Origin of the sequence: Arthrobacter sp. B1805, assembly GCF_002929745.1 — a bacterium.
Classification (GTDB): Bacteria; Actinomycetota; Actinomycetes; order Actinomycetales; family Micrococcaceae; genus Arthrobacter_D.
Genome location: NZ_PJIQ01000018.1, coordinates 1 through 19,209 on the forward strand (window position 1 = coordinate 1; position 19,209 = coordinate 19,209).

The 19,209-nt window shown below is 62.2% G+C and carries 23 protein-coding genes and 1 pseudogene; 13 read left to right on the top strand and 11 right to left on the bottom strand.

The annotated features are described in order from the left end of the window. Positions 1 to 676 precede the first annotated feature (676 nt). Positions 677 to 898, bottom strand: a complete 222-nt coding sequence (locus tag CXQ96_RS18145) for a hypothetical protein (RefSeq protein WP_146070910.1) — start codon at positions 896 to 898, stop codon at positions 677 to 679. Positions 899 to 1,283: 385 nt separating this feature from the next. On the opposite strand from CXQ96_RS18145, the gene CXQ96_RS15760 reads away from it, so the two are divergent. The 5 genes from CXQ96_RS15760 (at position 1,284) to CXQ96_RS15780 (ending at position 4,932) form a co-directional block, all read left to right on the top strand. Further along, positions 1,284 to 1,982 (top strand): DUF305 domain-containing protein, encoded by a 699-nt coding sequence (locus tag CXQ96_RS15760; protein ID WP_104118954.1) that lies wholly within the window; start codon positions 1,284 to 1,286, stop codon positions 1,980 to 1,982. A gap of 384 nt (positions 1,983 to 2,366) precedes the next feature. Beyond that, positions 2,367 to 3,338 carry a F510_1955 family glycosylhydrolase gene (locus CXQ96_RS15765; protein WP_368783654.1) on the top strand — a complete coding sequence of 324 codons (972 nt, stop codon included), beginning with the start codon at positions 2,367 to 2,369 and terminating at the stop codon, positions 3,336 to 3,338. Positions 3,339 to 3,342: 4 nt separating this feature from the next. Beyond that, positions 3,343 to 3,528: a hypothetical protein gene (locus CXQ96_RS15770; protein ID WP_104118956.1), complete on the top strand. Its 186-nt coding sequence runs from the start codon at positions 3,343 to 3,345 to the stop codon at positions 3,526 to 3,528. Positions 3,529 to 4,068: 540 nt separating this feature from the next. Then, positions 4,069 to 4,389 carry a hypothetical protein gene (locus CXQ96_RS15775; protein WP_104118957.1) on the top strand — a complete coding sequence of 107 codons (321 nt, stop codon included), beginning with the start codon at positions 4,069 to 4,071 and terminating at the stop codon, positions 4,387 to 4,389. Positions 4,390 to 4,392: 3 nt separating this feature from the next. Further along, positions 4,393 to 4,932, top strand: coding sequence for an RES domain-containing protein (locus CXQ96_RS15780; protein WP_104118958.1), 540 nt, complete (start codon positions 4,393 to 4,395; stop codon positions 4,930 to 4,932). A gap of 181 nt (positions 4,933 to 5,113) precedes the next feature. Here CXQ96_RS15780 and CXQ96_RS15785 read toward each other — a convergent pair whose 3' ends face one another. Beyond that, positions 5,114 to 6,100, bottom strand: a complete 987-nt coding sequence (locus tag CXQ96_RS15785) for an IS481 family transposase (protein ID WP_104118959.1) — start codon at positions 6,098 to 6,100, stop codon at positions 5,114 to 5,116. A 5-nt stretch (positions 6,101 to 6,105) separates the two neighbouring features. On the opposite strand from CXQ96_RS15785, the pseudogene CXQ96_RS15790 reads away from it, so the two are divergent. Continuing rightward, positions 6,106 to 6,246: pseudogene (locus tag CXQ96_RS15790) on the top strand (CGNR zinc finger domain-containing protein); the annotation flags it as partial. A gap of 129 nt (positions 6,247 to 6,375) precedes the next feature. Here the strand turns inward: CXQ96_RS15790 and CXQ96_RS15795 are convergent. From CXQ96_RS15795 to CXQ96_RS15810, 4 genes are all read right to left on the bottom strand, one after another. Further along, a complete protein-coding gene (locus tag CXQ96_RS15795; RefSeq protein WP_104118961.1) occupies positions 6,376 to 7,251 on the bottom strand; it encodes a potassium channel family protein in 876 nt (291 codons plus the stop codon). A 70-nt stretch (positions 7,252 to 7,321) separates the two neighbouring features. Next, positions 7,322 to 8,635, bottom strand: a complete 1,314-nt coding sequence (locus tag CXQ96_RS15800) for an APC family permease (RefSeq protein ID WP_104118962.1) — start codon at positions 8,633 to 8,635, stop codon at positions 7,322 to 7,324. A 162-nt stretch (positions 8,636 to 8,797) separates the two neighbouring features. Then, positions 8,798 to 9,208, bottom strand: coding sequence for a four-helix bundle copper-binding protein (locus CXQ96_RS15805; RefSeq protein WP_104118963.1), 411 nt, complete (start codon positions 9,206 to 9,208; stop codon positions 8,798 to 8,800). Positions 9,209 to 10,132: 924 nt separating this feature from the next. After that, complete coding sequence (locus CXQ96_RS15810; RefSeq protein WP_181036506.1) at positions 10,133 to 10,531, bottom strand: GAF domain-containing protein; 399 nt, start codon at positions 10,529 to 10,531, stop codon at positions 10,133 to 10,135. 211 nt (positions 10,532 to 10,742) lie between these two features. Between CXQ96_RS15810 and CXQ96_RS15815 the strand changes: the two genes are divergently transcribed. The 3 genes from CXQ96_RS15815 to CXQ96_RS15825 all read left to right on the top strand — a co-directional run bounded on the left by CXQ96_RS15815 (position 10,743) and on the right by CXQ96_RS15825 (position 12,758). Continuing rightward, on the top strand, positions 10,743 to 11,105 hold the full coding sequence (locus tag CXQ96_RS15815; protein ID WP_104118965.1) for a YidH family protein: 363 nt from the start codon (positions 10,743 to 10,745) through the stop codon (positions 11,103 to 11,105). Next, on the top strand, positions 11,102 to 11,443 hold the full coding sequence (locus CXQ96_RS15820; protein ID WP_104118966.1) for a DUF202 domain-containing protein: 342 nt from the start codon (positions 11,102 to 11,104) through the stop codon (positions 11,441 to 11,443). Before CXQ96_RS15815 ends, CXQ96_RS15820 begins: the two co-directional genes overlap by 4 nt. Before the next feature lie 466 nt (positions 11,444 to 11,909). Continuing rightward, on the top strand, positions 11,910 to 12,758 hold the full coding sequence (locus CXQ96_RS15825; RefSeq protein ID WP_104118967.1) for a trypsin-like serine protease: 849 nt from the start codon (positions 11,910 to 11,912) through the stop codon (positions 12,756 to 12,758). A gap of 70 nt (positions 12,759 to 12,828) precedes the next feature. Here CXQ96_RS15825 and CXQ96_RS15830 read toward each other — a convergent pair whose 3' ends face one another. From CXQ96_RS15830 to CXQ96_RS15840, 3 genes are all read right to left on the bottom strand, one after another. Beyond that, positions 12,829 to 13,209, bottom strand: coding sequence for a MarR family winged helix-turn-helix transcriptional regulator (locus CXQ96_RS15830; RefSeq protein WP_181036507.1), 381 nt, complete (start codon positions 13,207 to 13,209; stop codon positions 12,829 to 12,831). Between the two features lie 29 nt (positions 13,210 to 13,238). Next, positions 13,239 to 13,535: a DUF3040 domain-containing protein gene (locus CXQ96_RS19115; protein WP_181036508.1), complete on the bottom strand. Its 297-nt coding sequence runs from the start codon at positions 13,533 to 13,535 to the stop codon at positions 13,239 to 13,241. A gap of 220 nt (positions 13,536 to 13,755) precedes the next feature. After that, complete coding sequence (locus CXQ96_RS15840) at positions 13,756 to 14,553, bottom strand: hypothetical protein (protein WP_104118970.1); 798 nt, start codon at positions 14,551 to 14,553, stop codon at positions 13,756 to 13,758. A gap of 238 nt (positions 14,554 to 14,791) precedes the next feature. Between CXQ96_RS15840 and CXQ96_RS15845 the strand changes: the two genes are divergently transcribed. The 4 genes from CXQ96_RS15845 (at position 14,792) to CXQ96_RS15860 (ending at position 17,812) form a co-directional block, all read left to right on the top strand. Further along, positions 14,792 to 15,415, top strand: coding sequence for a hypothetical protein (locus CXQ96_RS15845; RefSeq protein WP_104118971.1), 624 nt, complete (start codon positions 14,792 to 14,794; stop codon positions 15,413 to 15,415). 158 nt (positions 15,416 to 15,573) lie between these two features. After that, positions 15,574 to 16,410 (top strand): YsnF/AvaK domain-containing protein, encoded by an 837-nt coding sequence (locus tag CXQ96_RS15850; RefSeq protein ID WP_104118972.1) that lies wholly within the window; start codon positions 15,574 to 15,576, stop codon positions 16,408 to 16,410. A 301-nt stretch (positions 16,411 to 16,711) separates the two neighbouring features. Further along, positions 16,712 to 17,263, top strand: a complete 552-nt coding sequence (locus CXQ96_RS15855) for a hypothetical protein (protein ID WP_104118973.1) — start codon at positions 16,712 to 16,714, stop codon at positions 17,261 to 17,263. Between the two features lie 273 nt (positions 17,264 to 17,536). Next, complete coding sequence (locus CXQ96_RS15860) at positions 17,537 to 17,812, top strand: hypothetical protein (protein WP_146070912.1); 276 nt, start codon at positions 17,537 to 17,539, stop codon at positions 17,810 to 17,812. Positions 17,813 to 17,977: 165 nt separating this feature from the next. Here the strand turns inward: CXQ96_RS15860 and CXQ96_RS15865 are convergent, their stop codons facing one another. Next, complete coding sequence (locus tag CXQ96_RS15865; protein ID WP_146070913.1) at positions 17,978 to 18,385, bottom strand: hypothetical protein; 408 nt, start codon at positions 18,383 to 18,385, stop codon at positions 17,978 to 17,980. A 99-nt stretch (positions 18,386 to 18,484) separates the two neighbouring features. Next, positions 18,485 to 19,177 (bottom strand): LmeA family phospholipid-binding protein, encoded by a 693-nt coding sequence (locus CXQ96_RS15870; RefSeq protein WP_104118997.1) that lies wholly within the window; start codon positions 19,175 to 19,177, stop codon positions 18,485 to 18,487. Positions 19,178 to 19,209 lie beyond the last annotated feature (32 nt).

The following is a 19,209-nucleotide window of genomic DNA, read 5'->3' on the forward strand; positions in this document are numbered from 1 at the left end:
CCGCCGGCGCGGTCCTCATGAGTGTCTCCACGATCGTGGTGGCCCTGAACGCGCAGCTGCTGCGTCGGATCGACCTCGACCCGGATCGGATCAGCACCACGGTCTAGCACCCCGCCGGTTCCATCGCTACCTAACCCACCGCCGCCGATCCCACCGGTGTCCCCGCCCGCACTCAGCATCCGTGAAAAGCGGCGGGCACCGGGGGGAAGGCCGTAGCGATAGGGCTTACCCCGGGGCACCACCAGTGCCTGCAGACTGTTGGGCAGGTAGCGGGCAGAACAGGCCGCACTGGCATACACCGACCAGCTTCCGGACACAAAGGGCATACGAGCGGGGCTCCGGCAGGAACCCGCCGCTTGGCCACATTGGGTGCCGGGCCCCTACTGTTGTTGTGAACGTCAAACCTGATCCCGGCTCTGAGGGCGTACCCCACCCGGGTATTATTTTGAGTTGAAGGATTGCTGAAGAATGAGGGGAGGGACGAACACACAGTGAAAGATCTGCTGCTCACCGTTCCTCGATCCCAGCGATCCGCCGCAACCGGAACCCTCGTGTCCTTGACGTGGACCCTCCGGCTTCTGGCTCTTTTGGTCGGCATACTGGCGATGCATCTATGGATCAGCCCGACCACCGGTGAGCCAGCAGGCCACACGGCTTCCACCCACACTGCTCCGACTCACACCGTGGCTTCCGCACCCACCGCTTCGGAAGCCACCGGAACCTTGATGACGGCCGAACCGCCCGTCCCAGTAACAGCCTCAGCAGCAGGTCTAGCAGCGGTGATGGTCACCTCCTCCTTCGACGGCCATGGCTCTGCCGACGGCTCCCTGTGTGAGCTGACCTGCCCGAACGGGCACTCCATGATGGACGCCATGTGCATGATCGCGCTGCTGATCATTGGCCTCGCGGGTTTCCTGGGGCTTCGCTCCGCGCTCCTACGCGGCACCCTGATCCGTCGCGCCCCCCCATCACTGGCCTTCATGTTCCCTTTCAGGGCACAAACAGTTTCCTTGGTTCAGCTCTCGATCAGTCGCACATAAACACGGGGAGGCCCCTTCCCGCCTCATACGCTTGTGCACTTGCCGGCACTATAATGACCGGCCCCCCGCCTCAACACCACTCAGGTACCGCCTCTCCATCGGTACAGCCTCCCGCTCGATGCGAACTTTGCGCACGGACGGTATGAGTGGCGCCAGAGGATGCACAAAGGCAGCCGACGTCGTGGGAACACCGACCGATCATTTTCCTGAACCCGTGTATTCACATACCGAAGGACTGTTCTCATGAAGCACCGTTTCGCATCACTTACCGCCCTGTCCGCCGCCGCTCTCATCACCCTGTCCGCCTGTGGTTCGTCCTCGGGCGGCGGTATGGAAGGCATGGACATGGGCGAAGAAAGCTCCGCCGCAGCGGAGGCCACCCCGAGCGCCTCGGCGGGGGCCACGACTGAAGCCACCTCCAGCGCATCTTCCGAGGACATGGGTGAGCACAATGACGCGGACGTGATGTTCGCGCAGATGATGCTTCCCCACCACCGGCAGGCCGTTGGGATGAGCAACATGCTCCTCGACAAGGAGGGCATCGACCCTGCGGTGACCGACCTCGCGACCCGCATCGCTGCCGCCCAGGAACCCGAGATCGAGCAGCTCACCACCTGGCTGGAAGCCTGGGGCCAGCCCGAGGAGCCCGAGAGCGGCACGGAAGGCCACGACATGGGTTCCATGGGCGACGGGGGCGACATGGGGTCGATGGAGGGCATGATGAGCGACGAGGACATGGCGGCGCTTGGCACTGCTGAAAGCGCTGAAGCCGAAACCCTGTTCCTGGAGTCGATGACCGCCCACCACCGCGGGGCCGTGCAGATGGCCCAGCAGGAAATCGAGGACGGCATGTTCCCCGAGGCGATTCAGATGGCCGAGACCATCGTGGAAACCCAGCAGGCCGAAATCGAGGAAATGACGGCCCTGCTCGAGCAGCACTGACATCACACCCCTCATTACAAAGGCACGGCAACCCAGCTGATTTACCAACTGCTTGCTGATACCTCGACCGCCGGACCCTGAACCGGGGATCGCTGCCACCACCATGGCGGCGGGTCCCGGCAGGCCGGCTGGTGACATCCCCGAGCTGCTTCATTCCGGTGGCCCTTTTCGGGCCCAAGTTTCCTGACCTAAACCCACCCCTAGCGGGACACCAACCGCACCCTTGCGCGTCTCACTGGCATTCCTGCCCGTCGCGTGTTGCCCACGCCCTACGCATTTCCCTGGAACACCCCGGACAGCTCGGTGTACCCAAAAAACACCGAGTACACCGAGCACTGACGGCAGCACCAGCAGGGACGCACCTATGATCGGATATATCACCCCATGCCTTCCCCCACTCCTTCCCCCACTCCTTCCCCCACTCATTCCTCCGCTGCTTTCCTTGCTGCGGGTCGTGTGCCCCGTACCTGGCGCCGGTGCACCCTGGCCGGGGTCTCCCTCGCCCTGACGTTGGGGACTGTGGCGTGCACGTCGTCTACCGACTCAACAGCTGAAACGGCAGCCGGCTCGGCGGCCGGTGATGACGGTGCAGGGTCGGCCATATCAGCACAGCCGTATCCCTCCCATGTTCATGGGTTGGCGGTGGATCCTGACACTCAATCGGTGCTGATCGCCTCCCACGAGGGCCTTTTCACGGTCAACGGTGAGTCCGCCGAACCCATGGGGCAGACCATTGACCTGATGGGCTTCACCGTCGGTAGCGACGGAACCTACTTCGCTTCCGGCCACCCAGGTCCCGGCGTCGACCTGCCTAACCCTGTCGGACTGATCAGCTCCACCGATGGGCTCACCTGGTCGCAGGTCGCTCGCGGTGGCGAGTCTGACTTCCACACCCTGACCACCACCTACCAGGGAATCATCGGGTTCGACGGCATCCTGCGGGTTAGCAAGGACGGGAGCTCCTGGACCGACGCGACCACCCAGATCAGTCCCTACACCCTCGCTGGGAACCCTGCCACGAAGCTCGCGGTCGCAACCACCGAAGACGGCATTTACCGGTCCGAGGACGCAGGGAGGACATGGACGAAGGAACCCGATGCCCCCGTCATCCTGATAGCCGCCGTCACCGACGACTCGGACATCATCGGCATCCTTCCCACCGGTGACGTCCTAACCAGCACAGATGCCGGTATCACCTGGGAGCAGGTCGGAAAGGTCTCTGCCCAGCCCTCAGCGATCACCACGAAACGGACGGCCAGCGGCACCGAAGTCTGGGTAACGACAGAGAACGGATTGGAGAAGTCGGTCGACAACGGCATGACCTTCACCACCGTCATCGACGCCGACGGCGCCTGACACAATGGCAACGGACAAGCGCAAGGCAGCCCGCGCACACGCAGCGGAACAACGCCTTCAAGCGGCGAGGGCCGCCGAAGCCGAACGACAGCACCACCGGCAACAACACCGCAGAGCCATCATGCTCGGCGTCATCCTCCTTACTCTCGCCACCATGACTGCCCTGACAACCTTCATCCTTGTCACCTGACATCCTCGGGCCGCATCATGTGAACAACCAAAGCTCCGGCTCAGGCCATTACAGGAGTCCTTGTCCCAGAAGACGACGGCTCGTTCCCCAGGTTGATTGGCCTCCTGCACACAGGGACACGGCACAAGCTTCCCCACGCTCCGCTGCTTGTCGCGCACCCAGGTGAACAGCAGGAACCAGAGGCCCGCCTGCACACAACCCCTGCGTCACCGACACGGGGTAACTCACCTCCAGCAAGCAGTGGATGTGCACAGTCTCCCTGGGTGCTTGGAGCGGAGAGTGACGCTACGCAGCCAGCCCGTATAGTGCTGTTTCCGATGGTTTCTCGTCTGCACAAGTATCAGAACCGATTTATACGAGCATCGGAACATATGTCGTTTGGTGCTCGTTACATATATATATAGAAAACCAGTAGTTGAGCCACCACGACACCGCGATAGAAGGACCACCATGGGCGACGGAGTAACCACGAGGACACGGCACGGCCGCGGCAACGCCACAGGATCGCCAGGACACGAGTTCGAGACCAGGTTTAGTGACATGGTCACCGTGCTTAACGACAACCTGGGCCCAGCCCTGACACAGCTCATCGCAGGCAAAGACCGTCAGACCGTCACGCGGTGGATGGCTTCCAAACAACTACCGAAGTCCCTCGATGTGGAACGGCGCATCAGGGCGGCCTACCAGATCTTCATGTTCCTCGCCCATGATCCTCAGGCCCCACAGTCACCACACACCGTGCGGGCGTGGTTCATGGGAATGAACGGACAGCTTGATGACATGTCGCCTGCTGAAGCGATCGCTGAGAACCGGACCCGTGAAGCAATGGCCGCAGCCCGTGCGTACCGGGCAGGAGGGTAAGGCATGGAGCTGGGCGACTCGCTCGCACCCAGGACGGTCGAGATTCCCGACAGGGTATGGCGAGTCGCCCTCATCCCCTCTGGACAGCGTTTTTCCGAGATAGCCCCAGACGATGCACTCCTTCCTGATGCCGGCAATCGCTTCGATGTGCCCGGCGGAGGAGTTTTGTACTGCGCCACCAGCCCGCGCGGCTCCTACTTGGAAACCCTCGCCGGCAAGAGAGTGTCCCCCAAAATGGCGGCCCTCGTGCGAGATGATCCCAATGGTTTCATGCCGCCCAACAGCATCCCAGCGTCCTGGCGGGACGAACGCCGCCTCTTCACGGTCGGCACCACGAACCCCGCATCCTTCATCGACCTTGAGAATCTCGAAACCCGCCGGCACATCCTCGGTCAAATCGGTGAGCAGCTCGAACCTTTGGGAGTAGAAACACTCGACGTGCCCGATATGCGCGGCATGAACCGTCTCCTCACCCGCGAGATAGCACGCTGGGCGTACTCCTCGCTCGACGACGAAGGGCTCTACAACTACTCAGGCATCTGATACGTCTCCAAACTCGACAGCGAGGAATGCTGGGCCATCTTCGCTGGCACCGAAACCTTCATTCACGAACAGACCACGATCGAGAAGACCGATCCCCACCTGATCGATGTTGCACGCCTGTTCAGCCTGACCATCCATTGATCAGCCGCCGCTGGGATATTCCCGGGGAACGTCCCTCGCCCTAGTTGTACTGACCGGGGACGTTGGTCAATCTTGAGAACGGTGGTCGGTTTTCACAGGCTGAATGCGGGCGGTGGTGGTTGTAGTAGTGCAGCCAGTCGCCCAGCTGTTCGCGTCGTTGAGCCTCGGACGTGTAGCAGCGGGCGTACGCCCAACCATCGGCAAGGGTTCGGTGAAATCGCTCGATCTTGCCGTTGGTCTGCGGCCGGTAGGGGCGAGTGCGTTTGTGCTTGATGCTGAGTGCCGCGCAGGTGTCTCGCCATAGGTGTGAGCGGTAGGCACCGCCGTTGTCGGATAGGACTCGCGCTACGGTGACGCCGCGCTGGTCGAACCACTCGACAGCTCGGACCAGGACGGCGCTGGCGGTAACGGCGGTCTCGTCGTCGTGAATCTCGGCGTAGGCGACGCGTGAATAGTCGTCGATCACCGTGTGAACGTGGGCCGTGCCCATCAGCGGGTTGCCGTGTTTGTTGCGCTGCTTGTCCGGTGTTGCCGTGCGGTTCTTCTCGCCCTGACTCCGTCCGACGAAGCGCCACCAGCCGCCGTCAGGGATGTTGCCGAGCTTTTTCACATCGACATAAAGCATGGATCCGGGGTGGTCATGCTCGTAGCGGCGGATGGGTTTCCCGGTGGCTCGGTCAACGTGTGACAGGCGGTTTAGGCGGACCGGGGCGAGAATGCGATGAACTGTCGAGGGCGCGAGGTCCAGGCGGTAGGCGAGTTGCACGGGACCCTCGCACAATCGAAGACGCAGACTGATGCAGCGCCGGGTGGTCTTCTCACCGGTCTTGTTCGGCGAGCAGTGAGGCCGAGAGGAGCGGTCCTGCATCGACTCGTTTGCACGGTAGCGGTCGGCCCAACGTTTGACGGTGAGCCAAGAAACCTGGAAGCGGGCGGCAACCTCGCTGACAAACCAGTTCTCGTCTACGACGAGTTGGGCGACTTTCAGCCGGTGGCGCGGGGTGAGGGCAGCGTTGGTGTGGGACATGAGCTCGACTTGGGCGTTGCGCCGCGGACCCGTGCAAAAACGTCGTCGTGGACGTATCCCGCAACGGCACCCAGCGGTACTGCTCGCCTCAGTGCGGAAGCAGGGATGCCGTCAGGCGCCATAGGGCCCGACTGCAACGATCCTGAACCTGCTCACGGCCCCTTCAACTAACGTGCCCGGTCAGTACACCTAGTGGGGGGAGCGGCCCGGGTCGGGGGCAGCGTTGGGACAGAAGCTCTTATGAGAGATATTTCTTCCGGTCTCGAGCATGTGCCCTATGGCTGGTAGTCGTATTTGTGGTCCGACGCGTACGACCGGAACGTGTCGTCAGTGGATAAACCTTTGATTCCCAGGGTGTTACCCATGAGGGCGCTGAGGTCTTGAAGGGAGTTGTGTAGCGCCAACCCTGATGCCCGTACTTCAGGGTTTGTTAGGTCCTTGGCGAGTTTGCTGAGTGCTACCGCGTAGGAGAGAGACGTGGCCAGCGATGCTGCGGCCGTCGATTCGCGGAAGTAGTATGACTCGCTGGTTTGTGTGAGGTCTACCCGGGTTTGGATGATGCCGTCGGTGATGCTGTCGAGGACGCGGCTGGTCGTCTCGGGTGTGAACTCAGACAGGTGTTGGAGGTACATTGCATCCCGGAGGACGGTGAGGCGAAGTGCGAGGGCCCGACGGCGGGCGAGGGCAGGGTATAGCTGCAGAAACCATGACACTGCGGCCGTGAGCAGGGCAAAACCTATCAAAGCTTCGACAGGTGATAGCGCCCTAATCCAGGGGTCGGTTGCGATGACGTCTCCGAAGCCGAGGGTCGACAGTGTGACAGTTGAGACATAGAGCGCTTCGATGAAGTCGGGGTATCGGGAGGGAGTGATTCCGTCGGAGTACGTGAAACCCTGCGGAACGTGGGGGTAGTACACCAGTGCCCACCCGAGGACCTGCAGTGCCGCCCACAGCACAATCACTGCCACGATACCGAGGGGCCCGGCCAGGGATACTGCCTTCAGCCCTAGCGGCTTGAAGATTTTCCAGGTGCTGTTCATAGCGGCTTTGGTCAACCCTCCTTGGCCGCTGGGATGGAGCAGGGTGTGGAAGACGTCTCTGAGCCCGACTCCGATGATGATGAATCCCAGTGCGGTGAAAATCCACGTCATATCAAACTCCTTCCATCGGACCTGATGAGGTCCCCACGAACGGGCTTGTTCCTGACCTCACGTGGGGGAGTCAGGCCGAAGCTCGGTCATGATGGCGCACTATCGCCCACTGCATGGCGATGATGACGATGGCGACCACTGCGGTGATGACCAACGTGATCGGGTCCGACTGTGCTTTGAGAAGCAGGAAGGGAATCAGGACCGCAGCGTCGAGCACGATCGCGACACCCGGAACCCAGGGCTTGGCGCCCGTCTCGTTCCTAAGGTGCCGGATGATGCCCCAATGGATGGCAATATCCATAAGGAGGTAGAGGATCGCGCCGAGCGAAGCGATCTGCGAGAGGTCGAAGAAGGCGGCCATAATGATCGCCAGCCCGGCTGTGATGAACAGGGACTGGTGCGTTCCATGGCCTGGCAGTCCTGGGGCTTGACCCATATCGCGGAGCATGTCGTAGAGCTTGGAAACAGAGAACAGGCTCGCGACCAGTCCAGAGAGTGTTGCAATGACGGCGATGATGACGGTGAGCATCACGCCCGATGATCCGAAGGCGGGCTCGGCTGCTTCGGCGAGAGCGTAATCCCTGGCCTCCACGATCTGCGGGACGGTGAGACTTCCGGTGACGGCTACCGTGATCAGGAGATAGAGCACCGTGCATAGGCCGATGGAGATCATGATGGAGCGGCCGATGTTGCGCTCAGGACGGCGGAGGTCAGCACCCTGGTTCGTGATCGTGGTGAAGCCCTTGTAGGCGAGGATGCAGAGAGTGACCCCGGCCAGGAAACCGAGGAGACCAGATTCGGGTGGAGTCCGCTGGGCCGTCGAGAACAACCGGCCCAACGAGGAAACACCAGCGGCAAGGATCCCACCAACAGCAAGAACGGCTATGCCGATGATTTTCAGGGCCGCGGTGATGGTCGCTGAACGTTCCACCCACTGGTTACCGACCAGATTCACCAGCGCTGCGGCAGCTATGGCAAGCACGGCCAGAATGGGCACCCATAGTGCCGAGGACTGCATCCCGAAAGCTCTGAGAAGGTAGGTGCCGAAGGTTCGCCCGAGCAGGCTTTCGGCCATGATCATCGACACGTACATGAACAGGGAGAAGGAACCCGCGACGACGCCGGGACCATACGCGGCTTTGAGGAGCATCGCGATACCGCCGGACGACGGGTTCGCCGCCGAGTAGCGCGTATAAGAGTACGAGCTGAAGGCGACCACAACCGCGCCAGCTAGAAACGCCCATGGAACCCAGCCACCGGCCAGTTCGGCGACCTGTCCGACCAAGGCGAATATCCCGGCTCCGATCATCACTCCCGTACCGAGGGCCACAGATCCAACCAATGACAGCTTCTGATCTTCTTTCGACGTCTCTTCTTTTTTCACGCCAGTCTTTCTTGTAGGTTCTGTCACCGTGTCAGTCCCGGGCCACACCTGGTGGGGCCCGGGACTGCATCAGGCGCCTGCAGATTCTCTGAGGATCAACAGGTGGGCTAATGGATGCCTCTCAGTGCGCTCTGGCAAGTAGGAGTGCCAGGAACGTGAGGACTAGCCGAGGACGGAGAGCAACTCCTCGCAGGCCTTCTCGCATCGACGGCACGCTTCGGCGCAGATCCGGCAGTGATCATGCATCTCGGCGTGCTGTTCACACTCATCTGCGCAGGCTTTGCACGCGGCACGGCAGGCCTCCACGATGCTTCGCGTGATATTCGCGTCATACCCGGTGTGGCGGGACAGGACGTTACCCGTGGTCGCGCAGATATCAGCGCAGTCCAGGTTGGTTCGGATGCACTTGGTGAGCTCTGCGACCATGTCCTCACTGAGGCAGGCATCGGCACAGGCGGTGCAGGTCTGGGCACACTCGAAGCAGGCTCGGATGCACTCTGCGAGTTTGGCCCGGTCCACTGCCCCCAGATCCTTGGGGTATGTATCGAGCATGGATGTCACGTGGTGTGTCATGAGGTTGTCTCCTTGTTCAGGGTGTGGCAACAAGAGTGCTCAAGGCACAAGAGTCGGCCACAAGGGCTGCGCTTACTTCTTCTGTCCGGGCGCGCAGATAACCGGACATGGGCGACGTGAAGCCGCGGTAAGGTCTGTGTTCCTGTTGCGAGGTGCCCGGTCGGGCGGGCTTATGTCCGACTGATCGATAGGGCAGTCAGCGACGGGGTGAGGTGGTCGCGTTTCTCCTGCCAGGCATGGGACACCCAGGGAGGCAATGAGCCGGCATGCGTCGAAAAGGATGTGACATCCAGGGCGGAGCCGACTCCCTGCTCACTCAGTGCCGCCCCTTTCGCAGGCATAACCCCCTGCGGCGTACTGACCTGTTGCTCACAACAGGGATGCACTGATCTCAGGTTCTCAAGCGTGTCACCTGCAACAGTCCCGCTGGCAGGCCCTGGAGTCTCCCGGACAGGGAGGCCCGTGACGTCTGCGGACATACGCATACCGGCCTGTGAACTGTAATGACTCATCTGCAGGCACATAGCTGCGGCTGCTGACGTCGTAAAGGACACCAGCAGCGACAAGGTCAGCACAAGCTGCACCACCGTGCGTACGGTGATGCCAATGGTGGATCGTTGTGACCCTGAGATTACTGACCCCTTCCAGTCCTGCCGTCCTACACAAATCACCCTAACGAAGAAATAAGCCGACTGACTAGCGCGCCCACAGGCCGTCGATGTCCCTGGAGGGTAACCGTGCTGCTGCCACGACCCTATCGATTAGCCCCTACACGCGCATAGTGCAGGCCTTGGGGGAACGACTGGCGCTGGTGCGTCGTTTGTCCAGCCGTGGTTATGACCAACGAAGCTGATGATTCCTGTGTCCAGCAGGGGTGGGAAGAACTGCCCCTGCCGGAGCCTTGAGGAGGTTGAAAGCTTCCTCCTAGGTGCACCGGTTCTGGGCGATGATGCCTACCGCGATGTCGATGCTGGTCCGGGGCTTCATCGCCGATCGTAGGTCATCTGATTCATCGCGATGCCGGGCGACGCGCATGGACATTCCCAGGGCCCGTTCGGCCTGCCGCACGAACACGTCGATCATGTGCTGTCGTTCCGGGGTGAAGTAGCCGGTGGGGGAAGCGTAGAACACCAGTGCTGCGGTTCCCTCACCTCCGAGTATCAAGGGTGCCGCGAGCATGGACGCATATCCCAGGGGTGCTGTGAGGTTGACGTACTCCTGCCATCGCTGGTCCGTTGTCCCGTCGTCAACCACGATGACCTCGCCTGCGGTCATAGCCCTGAGCGCGGGGCTTTCACCTATCCGGTACTGGACTTCGTTCAAGGCACCTGCCCACTTATCCCTGGCACACTCCTGAACGCGGCCTGGGCCCTCCACTCCATCTCCTTTTGCGCGCAAACCAGTCCGGGCGGAGGAACCTACATCAGAGGAGTGCTATCTGGCTGTGAGCCCCTGTACTTATTTAGCGACGGGACCGTCCTGCGGGGGTTATGCTGGCGAAGATCGCCACCCTCCAACGGTCGGAGACCTTCACATGCCGGACCCGCGGTTCCCGAGAAGGTTGTTCGATTCCGGTGAGGACCCGGATGCGCGTTTTTCGCTTGCGAACGAACGGACCTTCCTGGCGTGGATCCGCACCGCCCTGGCACTGGTGGCCGGCGGAGTGGCCCTTGAAGTGCTCGGACTCGCCCTTCACTCTGGACTCCGCCTGGCGGCGTCCTTTTTGCTCATCGGGGCAGGCATCCTCGCCTCTGTTCAGGCATGGGCTGGCTGGTTCGCGACGGAGAGGGCGCTGCGGCACGAGCAACCCCTTCCCCGTTCCTTGTCGGGTGCAATCGTGGCTGGCCTTGTGTGCGTCTCTGGGCTCTGCATCCTGCTGAGCCTTGTCCTTGCATGAGTGAGAGCCACCCGCTGTACGATGCGGGTCTGCAACCTGAACGGACAGCACTGGCCTGGCGCCGAACCGCGCTGTCCGTGGGATTGGGGGCCCTCGTGGCGGCCCGGTTGCTTCCAGTACTGCTCGGACACCCGGTGTGGGCGGCCATCGGCATCGCCGGTGTGATGGGATCGGCAGCAGTGTGGTGGACATCCCACTGCCGATACACCGCGTTTTACCGCCACCAGAGACCACACCCGTCGAGCGTACAAGGGGCATGGCCCGTGGCTGTCCTGGCCTCCAGCACGTTCCTGATCGGTATCGGCGCGTTGGCACTCAGTGTCGCCCTCCTGATCTGACCCGACCGATTACCGGCCTGGCTAGGAGCCTCAGTTCCAGCGCTCGTGTGGGGACTGCGTTCGGGCGGTCGGTGCTCGGGTGGCCAATGCTCGGGTGGTCAATGCTCGTGCGAGGGCGTGGTCTAATAACACTGGTTTCCACACCCCCACCAGAAGCTCTGCACAGGCCCCCCGTCCCGAGCACTGGAGTACCTGAGCGATGCTGGAAGCCAGATGAGTTCGTCCGATTCCAGGCAGGAGGCGGTTCCCATGCATGCCGAACCTCCAGGTACAGGGGCCAGGGGCTAGACCCACGCCTTTTCCGGTTCAGTCCTTGGCCGCATTGCCTGCCCCCCACGCGGGGCGCAAGCCCATCGAGGCCGGTGGCTCAGCGGCGCGTCCAGCGCAAGCCAGCCAGGTTGATGGCGAAACCGCTTCCACCTGTAGGCTCGGCCAGTTACCCCTGTTCGCTCGAAAGGTCTCTCCCATGAAGCTCATCCGTCGTGCTCTCGCCGTTACCGCCACGCTCGCCCTCCTCGCGGCAGGCATATCGCCTGCCACAGCCATCACCCGAGGAGAGCCGGACGGTGACGCTCACCCTAATGTCGCCTTGATCTTCACCTACAGCTCGTCAGGGTCCCTGCAGCGCTGTTCTGCGACATTGATTAGCCCCACTACTCTCCTCACGGCAGCTCACTGCGTCTCCGGGACCGTAGGGGAATCCTTCGTGACTTTTGAGTCCGTGATCGGGGATGCTCCTCCTGTGGCGATCCCCCGCGCGTCCAACCCCACTGTCGGCTACACGGACCAGGACCTTGCCGCAGCAGGCGCCCTGTCCGGCACGTCGACCGCACACCCCGACTACTCGGATACGGCGCCCGTCACCGCTCGGGCGGACGTCGCCGTGATCGTGCTGGATGCCCCCGCGGTCGGCATCGCCCCCGCCGAGCTCGCGCCGGTAGGATACCTCGACCAGTACCAGGCACCCTTGCTGAGCAAGACGACCTTCGAGGTTGTCGGATATGGCGCAGAGGTCCGCAAGCCCGACGCCGGAGCGCAGAAGCCCGAGCCCATGAACTTCCCCCTGCTCCGCCGGGCCACAACATCTCCCGGACAAAAGCTCGGCACGCAGACTCTGCAGCTGCAGGGCAACCCGAACGACCCGCGCGGCGGTGGAGGCACCTGCTTCGGGGACTCCGGCGGACCGGTCTTCCTGAACGGATACCTTGTGGCCGTGAGCTCCTACGGATTCAACACGATCTGCCGGTACATCGATGGCTACCAGCGCACGGACATCGCCGTCGTTCAGGACTGGTTCGCCCCGGCTGCCAGCTGAACCACCGCAGCGGGTGACGGATCAACACCGGGGCTCACAAGTGCAAGCGCCGCGCGGCTGGACAGAGAGGTCATGACTCCGGTTGCTGCGCGGCGCGGCTGATGATCGTGGCGAAGATAGGGCGAAGGGCTTCGATGTCTGCGGGTAGCTGGAGTGTTTGGAGGCGTTCCTGCGCGGCGGCGAGCAGTGCCCGGCCTTGCTTGGTGATGCTGACGGCTACCTGATTGTGAGTCAGGCCGCGCTGACGGGTAACCCACTGGTTCTTCTCGAGCGTGGTCAGGACTGTGCCGATGGTTTGAGAGCGGACGACGACGAGGCGGGCGAGTTCGGACTGCAGCATCGGGCTTCGCTCATTGAGGTACTCGAGGATGTAGAAACCCAGCTGGGGCAGCCCGAAGACTTTGAGGTAGGCGGCTGATTCCCGTTGAACGGCCCTAGCGGCGACTGACAATAGCTGCAGGGAGGACCAGTAATCCGGTTTCATCGCGTGACGCCCCCGCCTGTCCGGGCCGATCCCCTGGGTCGCTGGTTCATCAGGCTGAAGGGACGGAACCGTGTTCCGCCAATGATCATGAGGATGAATCCGAGAACACCGATTAGCGGGATCTTCACGACTACCGCAAAAATCACCGCCGTGAATGCGACCAGCACAACGAAAAAGCCCACCACCACACCGGCCCTGCGTCCCGTAGTGAGCTTTGCCAACCCTGGAGCCTCCGCAGCCAGCTGGTGTTGGAGCTCGACCCACTTGCGGTGTTCCTCCGCCGATAGAGCCACCGCGCTCTCCCTCCTGATCTGAAGTTCTGGCCTTCACTTCTCCGCCGTGAAACTCTTCACGTTCCTGAGGGGCATTAGGTGCCCCATGTGGGGTGCGGAAGGGGTACCGCCCTGATAGGCGATACCCTTCCGTCATACCTTCGGTCATGCGTTTCGCTGGCCTCCCACTCGCGACTGTTAAGGCATGCAGGGGAGAGAGTCAGGCCGCGGTGCGGGATGGTTAGATGCGGTGTGCGCCGTCGTTGGGCCAACTGGTGGTTTGCCCTGACGGGGTTTGCCCTGACGGGGTTTGCCCTGATTTGGCTTGGCGGACTTTGTCCTGGAGTTGCTGATCGGCCGACGGGGCGGCGCTGGCCTGGGCGGCGATCTTGGGGGCTTCCTGCTCGGCCTTGTTGAGGTAGCCCTCCCAGCGGCGGGACATGGGCCCGATGAGCCCGCCACCGACGCCGACGACGATGACACCGACGATTGCAGCCAGGACGGCGATGAGGATCGGAGTGGTGACCGTGGTCGCGATCTCAACCTGGTTCAGGGCGGCGATGATGCCGATACCGAGAATGAAGACACTTGCGATGTTCGCGAGGATCTTGCCGTAGGACAGGCCGCCGAGGGCGTTCTGAATCAGTGACTTCACTGCGGCGGCGATGGCTGCTGCGATGACGACGATGACGATCGCGACGATGATCTTCGGTAGGAACGCGATGATCCCGGCGAGCAGGTCACTGACCGGGTTGGGCCCGAAGACGCCGAACGCGAACTGCAGGACGAACAGGACCAGGAAGTAGTAGACAATCTTCGACACGATGTCGCTGGCGTCGAGCTTGGACTGCGAGAGGGCTTTCTTCACCCCGCCGCGCTCGACGGCACGGTCGAAGCCGACTTTCTCAAGCAGCTTGTCCAGTGCCCTGGAGATAACCTTCGCGACAATCAGGCCGACGATGAGGATGACGAGGAACAGGGCGAGTTTCGGTACGAACTCGACCACGGTCGCAAGACCGCTTCTGAGTGTTTCTTCCATCGGTACTCCTGGATGTGAGTGAGGGGAAGCCGGTTATAAGGGCGCCCCCAGCACCACCAGCAGTTGCAAGTTGCACCGTAAAACACTTGCACCGAAGAACGCAAGGGTACTTATTATAAGTTTACTTAGGTACTGTCGTGGTGGGGGCGTTCCCCTCGGGAAGGTACTGGCTCACCTGCCCGGGGGATGAACGCTAGCTGTAGACCACACTCGCAATCCCTGATGAGAAGGACATGACATGGCAGACAACATCTCCGGGGCCAGCACCCCGAAACAGCGACGCCACGACGTCGTCGCTGCTGAGAAGGAAGCCTTCGGCGGCATCAAGTTCGGTTCGGCCTTCTTCGGCTGGCTGACAGCCATCGGGCTCACCGTGATCCTCGGCGCCTTGGCAACCGCGATCGGCGTCGGGGTAGGGGCTGCGAACACCGACGGAGCGCAGGATGCTGCGAACCAGGCCACCCAGAACGCAGACACACTCGGCATAGCCAGCGGGATCGTGCTCGCGATCGTCCTGTTCCTGTCCTACTACTGCGGCGGCTACGTCGCCGGCCGCATGGCACGCTTCGACGGCGTCAAGCAGGGCATCGCCGTGTGGCTGTGGGGCATCATCATCGCGATTGTCGTCGCGATCCTCGGAGCTCTTGCCGGCAGCCAGTTCAACCTCCTGTCCAACATCGGCGGAGCCCCCCGCATCCCCGTCGACGGCAGCCTTCTCACCGCCTCCGGCCTCATCGGCCTGGCCATCGCCGTCCTCGTACCGCTGATCGGAGCGATCCTCGGCGGCAAGGCCGGCATGCACTTCCACCGCAAGGTCGACCAGATCGGCATCGACCATCAGACAGGACTCACCGGCCCCTAGCGACGGGCCCTAGCAACTGGGCTTTAACACGGGTCAAAAACTTTAGCCAGTGTTAATAGCTTCCAGCGCTCTTCCCGCAAGCAAGGCGGCGGACGGGCTGATACTCACTACCAGGAACCGGGCACTACACCCGGTCCCCGATATAGAAGGAGCACCATATGATCACGCAGAACAACATCGACACTCTCCTCTCCGGCCGTAGCCACGTCCTGGACTCCCACGGCGCGAAGATCGGTTCGGTCGGCCAGGTATACCTCGACGACCAGACCGGCGACCCTAGCTGGGTCACCGTCAAGACCGGCCTCTTCGGCACCCACGAGTCCTTCGCACCCCTGCAGGGCGCGAACGTCACCGGGAACGACGTGACGATCGGATACACCAAGGACCAGGTCAAGGACGCACCCCGCATCGAATCCGACGGGAACCTCAGCCCCGAAGAGGAAGACCGCCTGTACCGCCACTACGGTATCGCCGGCCACACCGGAACAACCGACTACACCGACACCACTACAACCGGAACCACAGCCGGCACCACGGATTACGACCGTACCGGGACGGTCGGCCATGACACGTCCGGCCCGACCACCGACGATGCAATGACCCGCTCCGAGGAGGAGCTCCACGTCGGCACCGAACGCCGCCAGGTCGGCAAGGCCCGCCTGCGCAAGTACGTCGTAACCGAGAACGTCACCACAACAGTTCCCGTATCCCGCGAAGAGGTACGTATCGAGCGCGAACCCATCACCGGCACCAACGTCGGAGACGCCCTCGATGGGCCTGCCATCAGTGAGGAGGAGCACGAAGTCATCCTGCACGCCGAGCGCCCCGTCGTCGAAAAGGAAGCCGTTCCCGTCGAACGCGTCCGCCTCGACAAGGAAACAGTCACCGAGCAGCAGACCGTCACCGATGACGTCCGCAAGGAAAAGATCGAACTCCTCGACGCTGACGGCGACACCACGGACGGCACCGACCGCGCCGGACGCCACCTCCAATAAACCCAACTCACAGACCGCACGACACGAAAGGGGCGCCACAATTGTGGCGCCCCTCAAGTGTGCCCATCGCGAGGGGAGCCATACGCCTGCACTGTTCCGGCTGATCATCACCCCGTCGAACGGGTTCGGTGCGTTTGATCGCTAGACTACGTTGCTGTGTCCAGCGAGGGTTCGTAGTTGGCCGAACGCTTCGAAAATGGGCGACATGAAGCGCGCCGGTCCCTACTCTTGATCGGTAGGGGAATCAGGTTCGTTCGTTCGCTTGCAGAACATGAGTGATGACGGTGGTGGAGGTTCAGTTGTGCTGAATGAGTATGTGCAGCAGTGGAGCGCGATTCAGACAGTGCGAGCAGCCGGTCTACATCACGAGGACGTCTTCATGACGTACTTCGGCCTCACCGGCGACGCGGACGAGTTCGAGGTTCAGGGGTATCTGTGCGGCCTGGTGATGCTCCCAGCGGCGCAGCGGGACTTGCTCGCCCAAGCGATCAATGAGCTGCTGGACAGCACAGGGTCCACGGCGGACGGCGCCCATTACAGCAATGAGGACGCTGCGTCCCTCTCCGGGTACGGGGACTACCTCCGCTCCCTCAGCCTCTCCCCCGACGCATACGACTTCACCGTCCCACCGGCCGGAGATCACAGCACCTACGCCACCAGCTTCACCGGGGCTGCCTCCTCGGCAGACACCGATTCCGGCAGCGCGTTCGACACAGACGCGGCCCTGAGCCCGAACGGAGCGGATCTGGACGAGGTTGAGTTCCGGCGCCTGCACGCGTTGCACGAATCTGGGTTGCTCGAAACCGAAGGAATGACTGAACGATGCTTCCGCCAGAGGTGCCGGGATGAGTAACCGCGGGTAGCGTTTGCTGTGAAGCAGCCAGCTTGTCTTTGACCCCCTTCGGAACGGGGCCGGCTGCTTCCCACTTTTCACCTCTCACCGCTTCCTTCCTCCCTGTCGCCTAGCCGCACATCGCACATCGCACATCGCACATGCGAGTCTCTGGGGGACAGCGCAGCGTCCAAGGTCTGGTCAGCTCGTAAGCGAAAAGGCCTCCCCTCAAGTGCTACTTGTGACGCTTGTTCTCGAGCATACTTTTCATGCGCAGCCGGGACCGGTGTGCCTATGGTTGTTCTACACGATGAGCCAGAATCGAGAGCGAACAGGTGGTGGGTACCTGTGGATCAGGGGAACCCTGATGAACCGGACTACGTTGGCCTCGCCAATGCAATCCAGCGAGCTGGTATCACCCTTAGTGCGTTGTGGTTGTACTACTTCAGCCTCGGCGGGGCCGCTGAAGAACTCGAAGTCGACGCATACCTGCACGGCCTCATGCCGTTGCAGCCTGTGGACCGTGACCTGCTCGCCTTAGCTGTTAATGAGATGTACGCGGACCTCTGACGGGGCCGGGCAGTGCCCGTCCCCCAGGTGGAAGCGCAACTCACGACCAGTTGGAACATTGCTCTTGACCAATCGTCGTGGAGCCCCGACTCTGAGAACAGCCACGCCTTCCCGGTTCCCCCGGACCGTGCGGCGAGAACGCTGGCTAGTGAGCGTCCATGATGCTCACAAGGCTCTCTGCTTCCTGAGACCTAGCAGGGAGCCTTTCTCGCGAAGCGCATGACGCCCCTCAAGCAACCCAGCCGCAAGTGAAGCCAGGGTACGAATCCGCCTAGTGCCATCGTGGCCGATCGGGACCCAATGCCTCGGCGAGGGTGCTGCGACCTCCAGGCGTTCGATGACATCAACGGCGGGCGCGTCATCGAGTTCCTCGGCGTCGTGGGGCACGTGACGAAAGGCGTCGCGCTGCTCCTCGTCGGCGGGTTGTTCGTCGTGGCGGGCCTGGACCACGATCCGCAGGAATCGACAGGACTCGACGGCAGCCTGAAGGCCCTCCAGTACCACCCCGCCGATGTCCACGTGCTCACCTCGAATCGCCTTAAGCGCACGATTTGCTATGGGATCTTTCGCCATCATTCGATCCGTTTTCGGCCGCCTGTGAGCTTCTGGCCCGGCGTCTTCCTCGCGGCTGAAGGATTCATAAACATTCACCAGCGGTACGAGATCGAGACCTTACCGGGCGAAGCTGATGTCCTCTCCCTGAAGGGTGGCACGGAACCCGTCACTGTGAACGGTGACGTCTTCGAGCACGAGGCCCTCGGGCAAACCCTCGATATCATGTTCAATGGTGACGAGCCCGCGTATGACCGCGGCGGTGGCGCCGGAAAGCAGCTCGGGTCCGCCGAAATCGATGGACTGAGGCTCGACAACGAGCCTCCCGGCCTCGACCGTGACCGTACCCGTTGCGACGACGTCCAGCTCACGGCCGAGGACTTCGACCGTTCGAATCACGGTGGCCTGACCGTCCTCGGCGGCCCTGACCACCGTTCCTGTACCAAGTTCCTGAGCCACGACGTCGAATGGCACGGTCGCGTCCACGGTGAGCCACGCAGCGTTAAGCCCGTCCGGCGTCGTCATCACGCCCTGCCCCGCGGCCTGAACATCGCGCAATGTCGAACCCTCTGTCATCACTGTCCCGGCCTTCAACACAAGGTCAGAGAACCAAAGTTCGTCATTCGGCAGGTTCTGTGGAAGCTCAGCGTCCCGCGTCTGCCCGGAACCCCCCGGCGCCGGGGTCCCAGTCACTACCTTCTCCCTGTCGGCCGGATTGCTGGCCAGCCACCATAGGGTCCCAACTGCGACTACGAGGACGAGTATCATCGCGGTAGCGCCGACTACCCAGTCCTTCACACGTGTGCGGTTCATGACAACAGTCTGACCGCTCGCGTCTGAGTACT

Excerpts from the sequence above, each read along its gene's own strand:
- CXQ96_RS18145 (WP_146070910.1), bottom strand. The coding sequence starts at position 898 with ATGATCAGCAGCGCGATCATGCACATGGCGTCCATCATGGAGTGCCCG.
- CXQ96_RS15760 (WP_104118954.1), top strand. The coding sequence starts at position 1,284 with ATGAAGCACCGTTTCGCATCACTTACCGCCCTGTCCGCCGCCGCTCTC.
- CXQ96_RS15765 (WP_368783654.1), top strand. The coding sequence starts at position 2,367 with ATGCCTTCCCCCACTCCTTCCCCCACTCCTTCCCCCACTCATTCCTCC.
- CXQ96_RS15770 (WP_104118956.1), top strand. The coding sequence starts at position 3,343 with ATGGCAACGGACAAGCGCAAGGCAGCCCGCGCACACGCAGCGGAACAA.
- CXQ96_RS15775 (WP_104118957.1), top strand. The coding sequence starts at position 4,069 with ATGGTCACCGTGCTTAACGACAACCTGGGCCCAGCCCTGACACAGCTC.
- CXQ96_RS15780 (WP_104118958.1), top strand. The coding sequence starts at position 4,393 with ATGGAGCTGGGCGACTCGCTCGCACCCAGGACGGTCGAGATTCCCGAC.
- CXQ96_RS15785 (WP_104118959.1), bottom strand. The coding sequence starts at position 6,100 with ATGTCCCACACCAACGCTGCCCTCACCCCGCGCCACCGGCTGAAAGTC.
- CXQ96_RS15795 (WP_104118961.1), bottom strand. The coding sequence starts at position 7,251 with ATGACGTGGATTTTCACCGCACTGGGATTCATCATCATCGGAGTCGGG.
- CXQ96_RS15805 (WP_104118963.1), bottom strand. The coding sequence starts at position 9,208 with ATGACACACCACGTGACATCCATGCTCGATACATACCCCAAGGATCTG.
- CXQ96_RS15815 (WP_104118965.1), top strand. The coding sequence starts at position 10,743 with ATGCCGGACCCGCGGTTCCCGAGAAGGTTGTTCGATTCCGGTGAGGAC.
- CXQ96_RS15820 (WP_104118966.1), top strand. The coding sequence starts at position 11,102 with ATGAGTGAGAGCCACCCGCTGTACGATGCGGGTCTGCAACCTGAACGG.
- CXQ96_RS15825 (WP_104118967.1), top strand. The coding sequence starts at position 11,910 with ATGAAGCTCATCCGTCGTGCTCTCGCCGTTACCGCCACGCTCGCCCTC.
- CXQ96_RS15840 (WP_104118970.1), bottom strand. The coding sequence starts at position 14,553 with ATGGAAGAAACACTCAGAAGCGGTCTTGCGACCGTGGTCGAGTTCGTA.
- CXQ96_RS15845 (WP_104118971.1), top strand. The coding sequence starts at position 14,792 with ATGGCAGACAACATCTCCGGGGCCAGCACCCCGAAACAGCGACGCCAC.
- CXQ96_RS15850 (WP_104118972.1), top strand. The coding sequence starts at position 15,574 with ATGATCACGCAGAACAACATCGACACTCTCCTCTCCGGCCGTAGCCAC.
- CXQ96_RS15860 (WP_146070912.1), top strand. The coding sequence starts at position 17,537 with ATGGTTGTTCTACACGATGAGCCAGAATCGAGAGCGAACAGGTGGTGG.
- CXQ96_RS15865 (WP_146070913.1), bottom strand. The coding sequence starts at position 18,385 with ATGGCGAAAGATCCCATAGCAAATCGTGCGCTTAAGGCGATTCGAGGT.
- CXQ96_RS15870 (WP_104118997.1), bottom strand. The coding sequence starts at position 19,177 with ATGAACCGCACACGTGTGAAGGACTGGGTAGTCGGCGCTACCGCGATG.